Here is a 3,834-nt window from a genome sequence, read left to right on the forward strand (position 1 = left end):
AAAAAAAGCGCCTTAGGCGCTTTTTCTATTTGTTTAGCAGTGCATTAGTGGTCGTGGCCACACCCACCTTCGCCATGTACGTGGCCGTGAGTTAATTCATCTTCTGTAGCATCACGTACTTCTAGTATTTCTACATCAAAGTTAAGTGTTATACCTGCAAGTGGGTTATTACCATCTACAATCACTTCTTCATCTTGAATATCGATGATCATTACTGATTGGTCACCATCATCTGTTGATGCACGAAATTGCATGCCAACTTCAATTTCCATACCTTCAAACATTGATTTAGGTACTGCTTGCATTAGGTTTTCGTGGCGCTCGCCGTAACCTTCTTCAGGTTCAACCTTTACGCTAAGCGTGTCGCCTGGTTGCTTGCCCAGCAAAGCATTTTCTAGGCCTGAAATTAAATAGCCTGTGCCAATGATAAAGTGTAGTGGCTCACCACCGAACGAGTTATCAATGCTATTGCCATCATTATCCATTACTGAATAATGCATTTTTACCACTTTGTTTGCCGCAACGATCATAGTCATTCCTATTTATTCATCTTCAAGAGAGTAGGGTAGAGGCAGAATGCTTAGCTCCACCTGAGGTGTGTGTTTTGCACGAAGTACCTGAGTTACATCAGTATCGTTTGGCAACACAACGAGGCCTGTTAATTTATTTGTTTGCTCATCAAAACTTTGTGCAATAAGTTTACCTGCACGGCGCCAATTTTCGCCTAATTGGGTTTCTAAATCAGGCTCTGAAAGAATCCCTTCGCTTTGCCCCGAAACGATATACATTGCACGTTTATTTTTACCAAGGTACTTCATACGGGCTACGGTTTCTTGACCTGTATAACACCCTTTTTTGAAACTTATACCGCCAATAGCATGTAGGTTTACCATTTGAGGAACGTACTCGCCAATTGCATCTGCACTTAGCTGAGGCTCACCGGCAAGCATCGCTGCTTGTTGCCAAGGGGCTTCGTTATCAAGTGTGGATACGTTATCAGGCATGCTAAATTGGTTATCAACCATTATTAAAACACGGTTATCAGCTAATTTTAGCGCTTTACCATTCGTAAAATCACACGCGCTTGCATCGCCTTCAAAGCTAATATCAAGTTGTGCCAGTACATCAGATAAATCATCACCAATTAAACCAATTAAACGCTTTGAGCATTCAGTAATATCAACTTTTGCAAATACAGCGTATTTTTTAAGTTCAGCTAATGATTTTTCAACTTCAGCTTGGCTACCCGCAAGGTAGTAGCTATCTTGGTAAGAAAATAATTTAAATACACCCCAAAGTTTACCTTTGGCGCTGCAATGGCCAGCCCACAAATAATTACTGCTGGTTAATTTATTTAGATCTTGAGTGATTTGTCCGTGCAAATAAGATAATTTATCAGCACCGCAGAGGCTAATAAGTTGATGAGATAACGGACATGCATAAACGCTCGACATAAAAACCTTCTTTGCAATATAAATGAAGTGACATAATAACGCAGTTGTTACGTATGGTACAGACAAGCGCTTATTGGTGTGGGTTTATTATTTAATGAGAGATTAATAGCTGCTAAATAGGCTTGTGTTTGTTAAACTCGAGTCAATTAAGTATGAGGTTTAAAATGGTTGAAATTCATAGTAAAGCACGTATTCGTTGGGCTTGTCGTCGTGGCATGTTAGAGCTAGATGTTTTGTTTATGCCGTTTGTAGAAGAAGCATACGACTCTTTGAGCGCAGAGCAACAGGCTATCTTTCAGCGTTTGCTAACAGAAGAAGACCCTGACTTGTTTGCATGGTTTATGGGTCATGAAGAATGTAAAGACGAGCAGTTAAACGGTATGGTTTCGCTGATCTTAGACCGAGTTCGTGTATAGGTTTACTGTTACAAATAATAAAGCTGACCACAAACCAATTGTGGTCTTTTTTTGTATACTTAGTTTTATATTATGTTTATATTTAGATTCACTATTAGCTATGCTTTTTTGTTTAATAATAAATGCACTAGCTGGCTTGATAATGTGGCGCAAAGTATTAGCAATTCACCCACATGAGGGCATTATAATATTAGAACCAAAGTTATTTAGATTTGAGGGCGAGAGCTTAAAAATTCAGGGTGAAATAAGTAACAAAAGCCGATTTTATGGTAATAATATATGGCTTCATATTAAAGGTTTTAGTAACAACCATTGGCTTATAATTTCAGCCAATGGCGTTAATGAGCAAAGTTATGCGCGTCTAAAACGTGCCACTGTCGGCGCAATTAATTGCGTTTTGGAGTCAAAATAGTCGGCGTTGGGTTTTCACTTTGTTCAGGGTAATCAATAGTGTAATGCAAGCCTCTGCTTTCTTTTCGCTCCATAGCACTTCTAATAATAAGCTCTGATACTTGCACTAAATTACGAAGCTCAAGTAAGTTGTTACTTACTCTAAAGTTTGCATAGTAATCGTGTATTTCTTGCTGTAGCAACTCAACTCTATGCAGTGCTCGTTCTAAGCGTTTAGTAGAGCGTACAATACCTACATAATCCCACATAAATAAACGTAGTTCATGCCAGTTATGGGTAATAACAATTTCTTCATCTGAGTTACTAACACGGCTCTCATCCCAATGAGGAAGCGCCATCGGCTCTGGTGCATGTTCAATTTTACTTAAAATATCTTTAGCTGCAGCGTGAGCAAATACAATGCACTCTAATAGTGAATTACTTGCCATACGGTTTGCACCATGTAAGCCTGTGTAAGCAACTTCACCTACAGCATATAAGTTATCGAGATCTGTTTTGCCGTTAAAGTCAGTCATTACACCACCACAGGTGTAATGCGCAGCAGGCACAACTGGGATTGCTTCTTTCGTTATATCGAGGCCTACACTTAAGCATTTTGCGTAAATAGTAGGAAAGTGCTCAATAATAAAGTCTTTATCTTTGTGGCTAATATCTAAATAAACACAATTAGCGCCTAAGCGCTTCATTTCAAAATCGATTGCGCGTGCCACTATATCGCGTGGAGCAAGCTCTTCACGGCTATCAAAGTCTTTCATAAAACGAGTGCCATCTGGGCGTTTTAAATAAGCCCCTTCACCGCGCATGGCTTCGGTAATTAAAAAGTTTTGTAGCTCTGGATGATAAAGACTTGTTGGATGAAATTGATTAAATTCCATGTTGGCAACTTTACAACCTGCACGCCAAGCCATTGCAATACCATCACCACTTGATACGTCTGGATTAGATGTATATAAATACACTTTACTTGCACCACCGGTTGCAAGAGCAACAAATTTAGCTGAAATGGTTTCTACCTTTTTAGCTTTTTTGTTCCACACATACATGCCTTCAATGTGTGAGCCTGTTTTTCCGGCGCTTTTATCTGTGATTAAATCAATGGCGTTGTATTGCTCTAAAAGCGTTATATTTTTATGAATTTTAACTTGGCTGATAAGTGTTGTTTGCACCGCTTTGCCTGTTGCATCGGCTGCATGCAATATACGACGATGGCTGTGACCACCTTCACGTGTTAAGTGAAAACGCTCTTTTCCTTTGCTATCAAACTCCATATCAAAGGGTACGCCTTGGTCGATTAACCACTGTAGGCAATCGTGGGCATTGCTGGCGGTATAATGAACAGCGTCTCTATCGCATAAACCGCCGCCTGCATCGAGTGTATCTTCAACATGAGATTCTATGCTGTCGTTTTGTTTATCAAATACAGCAGCTATACCGCCTTGGGCATACAAAGTAGAACCTTCGGTAAGCGCTCCTTTACTGATCACGGTAACGTTACAATAATTAGCTAGAGATAATGCAAGTGATAAGCCTGCTGCGCCGCTACCTATAATAGC

The 3,834-nt window shown here is 39.9% G+C and carries 5 protein-coding genes; 2 read left to right on the top strand and 3 right to left on the bottom strand.

Annotated features, from left to right (window positions below):
* Positions 1–44: 44 nt before the first annotated feature.
* Positions 45–530, bottom strand: a complete 486-nt coding sequence (locus H5072_RS13975; protein ID WP_002958726.1) for a peptidylprolyl isomerase — start codon at positions 528–530, stop codon at positions 45–47.
* Between the two features lie 12 nt (positions 531–542).
* Complete coding sequence (locus H5072_RS13980) at positions 543–1,454, bottom strand: folate-binding protein YgfZ (protein ID WP_002958725.1); 912 nt, start codon at positions 1,452–1,454, stop codon at positions 543–545.
* 164 nt (positions 1,455–1,618) lie between these two features.
* Here H5072_RS13980 and H5072_RS13985 point away from each other — a divergent pair, with 164 nt between their 5' ends.
* The gene (locus H5072_RS13985; protein WP_002958724.1) at positions 1,619–1,870 is read left to right on the top strand and encodes a succinate dehydrogenase assembly factor 2; all 252 of its coding nucleotides are present in this window, start codon (positions 1,619–1,621) and stop codon (positions 1,868–1,870) included.
* 55 nt (positions 1,871–1,925) lie between these two features.
* Positions 1,926–2,282 (top strand): hypothetical protein, encoded by a 357-nt coding sequence (locus tag H5072_RS21225; RefSeq protein WP_310735883.1) that lies wholly within the window; start codon positions 1,926–1,928, stop codon positions 2,280–2,282.
* On the opposite strand, the gene nadB is transcribed toward H5072_RS21225, so the two are convergent.
* Positions 2,257–3,834, bottom strand: a 1,578-nt coding sequence (nadB, locus tag H5072_RS13990; RefSeq protein WP_182693866.1) for an L-aspartate oxidase, incomplete at its 5' end; no start/stop codon positions are given. The genes H5072_RS21225 and nadB overlap by 26 nt on opposite strands.

Source organism: Pseudoalteromonas sp. SR45-5 (assembly GCF_014163565.1).
GTDB classification, from domain to species: domain Bacteria; phylum Pseudomonadota; class Gammaproteobacteria; order Enterobacterales; family Alteromonadaceae; genus Pseudoalteromonas; species Pseudoalteromonas distincta.